We start from the raw sequence: 4,104 nt of genomic DNA, 5'->3' as shown, positions 1-4,104 counted from the left end.
TGATCGCCGAAAGAATATGCTCGCCAAGGTCGAGGAGGTGCGCGTTGCGGCCGGCAATCTGAGAAGCAAGGGACTACTCCGCAGTGTCGGGCCGCTGCTGAGTGATCGAGCATCTCAGGTTATGGAGCTCCGCGCAGCGGGCCACGGGCTCGTGGCGATCGCAGAGGAACTCGAAATCAGCATCCGGGCGGTCGAACGCCACATAACGAATGCGACCCGCAGGTTGGGGGTCCCGCTCGCGGAGCACATCGCCGACGATCCCGCGAGCGACAACTGCGGCGTCCTCGCGCTGGCGCTGCTGCGACAACGCACCGGCAACCACGACATCGACATCGGCGGCCTTCCCGGCGGTCTCGCCGGAATCACCCACGAACAGCTGCAAAACGCCATTCCCCGAGCGAGGCTGCATACCGTTCCCGACCACGACACCATCGCCGGATTCCTGCGCGCGCCCGGACTCGCGACACATGCCGTTGTCGTCGACAACTACACCACCGCCGATCGTGACGGGTTCGGCGCACACGCGTACCTCATCAGCATCGCCCAGGAAACCGACCCCGCCGCCGCACGTTCCGGTCGTCTTGTCGTCAACGACCCGGCGCAGCAGCGGGAACACGCCTATCCGCCGCAGCCACGTCGGGAGATCTCGAGCATCGAGGTCGTCTATCTCGACGCGGAGGGTCATGTGGTGGAACCTCCGGTACCGGGCCACGCACCCACCGTGTATCGCCCGGGCTACCGTATCGGTCTGGACCAGTCCGATGCGGTTGCGTCCGTGCGGGATTCGCACGGCGACGATGCCGCGGTCCACGATCCGCAACCGACCTGGGTTCCGTTGCCGGACAACGGTGATCACGTCTTCGAGTTCTTGGCGGTGCTGTCGCAGGGCGGCAACAACCCGGCGCCGGCGGGCGAGATCCGGGCGCACCTCGCCGATCTGTTGCAGGAGAACCTTCGCAACAATCGTTACGACCCGCCCTGGCAGGGGCAGTACCAGAGCATCATGCGCGGGCTGCGCGATCCGAACGTTCGCACCGACGGCGTCATGCTCCACCTACTCCCGTTGGCCGCCAGGGAGTTCGGGCTGAACATCATGGTCCTGCGCCCGGACCGTCCGCGCACGATACTGCGGAACAATGCCGGGGACCGGTTCGCACTCGTATACCTGGACCCGGCGTATCCGGGGCGCTCCCATATCGCCATGGGCCGCGACGGCAACGCACTCGCGGTGTCGCAGCAGGAATTCCACACCGCGGCAACGTTCGAACCTCCGGCGCGGTACCCGTGGCCACCCGCGACACATATCCCCCACCCGGGCGGACCCGGCACAGGTTACGTCGACCACCACGGCATTCGGCAGTTCGACACGGACGCGGCAGGTCTCGAATTCGGCGAATGGCGGTTGAACCTGTGGCACGAGCTCACTCCGGCGCATCAGCACGCGGTGTGGGCATACGATGATCGGCCGATGCCCAATGTTGTTCTGCGGGAAGATGATTACCTGGAGACGACCCGGGGAATCTTCGCTCAGCTCCAGCGCAGCGGCCGGTCCGCGGAACTGCTGAGCACACTGACGGGGCCGGGGAATCTGTCCCTGCCTGTCCTGGCGCAGTGGCACCGCGCCGGTCCGGACGCTGTCCGCCGGGTGGTTTCGGATCCGGACGCGGCGCGCGACACCTGGGAACGGCTCCTGTCGATCATGGAAAGCCAGAGTCCGAGCCGCGGGCTGGAACGGATGAATACCGAAAGCAACCTGCTCGCGACCGTGTACGGCCCGTACTTCGAGCGGTACTTCGGCATGGCCGTCCACGTCGATGCCCTTGCGCGCCAAGTGGAACTGCTGGACCAGGCCACTCGGCGGCCGGTGCCGATCGCCGAGCCGATCCGGGTGACGCGCGGGCTGCGGACGATCGAGTTCCTGCGCGGTCGGTACGGGCGCCCGCCGCGTCCCGACATGCTGGAGCGGCTCGTCGGTTCGGTGCATCGGGAGCCCGGCTACCTGTCGACCTCGGTCAGCCGCAACCTGATCGCCTCCCCGGACGGCAGCCGCCCGTTCCGGTATCGGCTCGACCTGACGGTCCCGGTCGGAGCGCAGGGCCTGTGGATCGGATTGCGCAGCGGCGTCCCCGGAGCCACCGAACTGCTGCTCGCCCGCGACACCCGGTACCGCATCACCGCCGTGCGCTACGACGACGCCGAGGGCATACCCGTCTTCGACGCCGAGATCCTGCTGCCGACCACCGTCCATCCCCAACCCGCACCGGAGTACCGATGACATCCACACCCGCCAACTACAGCCGCTGGACCCGCCGTCCGGTCATCTACCTGCCGGTGCAGCGGCGCGGCCGGCTCATCGGATACCTGTGGGCCGCAACCGATCAGAACGCGGCGGGTTTCGAACGCAGTCTCGCGGCGGCCGGGGACGATCTCAACTGCCTGCTCGCGTGGGAGGCGCGGCTGAACGACGCGGCCACGCGCGGGCTCGCGCCGGTCGCGGCCCTCGAACAGTGGATAGGGGCGACCGAGGACTCGGTGGCGGGCGCGGTGCCCGCCGGGATGCGGCCGGGGAATGCGGCGAGCCTGGCAGAGCTGTGGGCCCGGCTCAATCCGGAGGGCCCGCCCCTCGATGACGGACCGCTGATCCAGGACGGCACCTTCGCCGACGGGACGCCGATCGACCCCCGCGACGGCTGGGGACCGCTGCGGAGCGTCCCGCTGCAGAACTACGCCGACGAGACCAACTCCCCCGTTCGATATCTGCCGGTCCGCATGGAATCCGCGGTGATCGGCTATGTCTGGGCCGCCGTCACCGGCGAGGCGGCGGGCTACCTGCCGCGGGCACAGGCCGGGTCGGTCGGCGAGATCGCCGCGGGGCTGTGGCAGTTGCGATTCAGCGACGCCCACCGGGCCGGACAACCCGCCACCACCGCATTGACCCGCTGCCGCGACTTCCCCGCCGACCGGCTCTCCGGAGTCGTCGGCCCCGCCGCCGTGGAACGAGAGGCCCACAGTCTCGACGAAGTTCGGCGTCTTGCCGAGGAACGATCGGAGGAACACGATGAGTAAGAAGCCTATCGAGGTCGAGCCGGACGGATTGCGCCGCTCCGCAAACGAATTCGACGAGGTCGCCGACCGCGCCGAGAAGCTGTTGGAGACGTTGCAGGCCGCCTCCGCCGGCCAGGGCGAGCCGTGGGGCGGCGACAAGATCGGTGAGAAGTTCGCCGACGGCGAGAAGGGCTTCAAGAGCAACCGCGACAATACCTTCGCCTCCCTGGGCAAGATCGTCGACGTCTTCCACGACAACGCGAAGAACCTCCGCGACACGGCCAGGATCTACGAGGAGAACGAGCGGAAACTGTCCGACGGCAAGCAGCCACTGCACTCCGCCAGACCTCGATCCGACGACCACCAGTACGGATCCTTGAATCCCGCCCGGCAGGATGTCCCGACAGGGTGGACACCGGCCAGATACCAACCCGCCGACGCCCTCACTCCTGCCCGGCACGATGTTGTCAGCGGAGCGACACCGGTCAAATCCCAACCACCCGACACCATTTCCCCTGCCCGGCAGGACACCCCCACAGGATGGGCACCCGCCAACTCCAGGCCCGCCGACGCCCTCACCCCTGCTCGCCATGATGTTCCGACCGGGTCGGGCCCGACCGGATCCCAACCCGCCGGGACCACCCCGCCCACCGGCACGGCTCCGCCCGATCCATACTCCGCCCCACCGGGACCGCGCTCCGCCGACGCCACCCTCCCCGCCACCCACCCGATGAATACGGAAGGCACCACCAACAACCCGGCACTCACCCCGCACACCCCCTCCCACCACGTCGACGCTGTCCCGGCTACCCTTCCCGCCGCACACCCGGTGAACACGGAAGGCACCGTCGAAAGCCCCACGCCCACGCCGCACAACGTCGGATCCACGTCACCGCACCTCGACCCGGCCCAGGCCACGGTCCCCGCCTCCCACGCGATGAATACCGAAGGTGCAGTAGACAATCCCGTTTCGCGCGACGCCGGTTCCACCTCACAGGTCCAGCCCCACTCCGCCGGATTCCCTCGCGCGCAAGCGCCGCGGGACCCGCGGTGACTCGC

Annotated in this window: 3 protein-coding genes; all 3 read left to right on the top strand. The window is 68.4% G+C overall.

Annotated elements, in window-relative coordinates; genetic code table 11:
• Positions 1-16 precede the first annotated feature (16 nt).
• From NM1_RS10620 to NM1_RS10610, 3 genes are read left to right on the top strand one after another with little or no spacing between them, the layout of a single operon-like run.
• The gene (locus tag NM1_RS10620; protein ID WP_255286182.1) at positions 17-2,275 is read left to right on the top strand and encodes an ADP-ribosyltransferase; all 2,259 of its coding nucleotides are present in this window, start codon (positions 17-19) and stop codon (positions 2,273-2,275) included.
• Positions 2,272-3,066: a hypothetical protein gene (locus NM1_RS10615; RefSeq protein WP_068017385.1), complete on the top strand. Its 795-nt coding sequence runs from the start codon at positions 2,272-2,274 to the stop codon at positions 3,064-3,066. The genes NM1_RS10620 and NM1_RS10615 overlap by 4 nt, the downstream gene beginning before the upstream one ends.
• Positions 3,059-4,099: a type VII secretion target gene (locus NM1_RS10610; protein WP_068017384.1), complete on the top strand. Its 1,041-nt coding sequence runs from the start codon at positions 3,059-3,061 to the stop codon at positions 4,097-4,099. Before NM1_RS10615 ends, NM1_RS10610 begins: the two co-directional genes overlap by 8 nt.
• Positions 4,100-4,104 lie beyond the last annotated feature (5 nt).

The sequence above is a fragment of the Nocardia mexicana NBRC 108244 genome, from assembly GCF_001613165.1.
GTDB lineage: Bacteria > Actinomycetota > Actinomycetes > Mycobacteriales > Mycobacteriaceae > Nocardia > Nocardia mexicana.
This window is presented reverse-complemented; position numbering and strand designations above follow the sequence as displayed.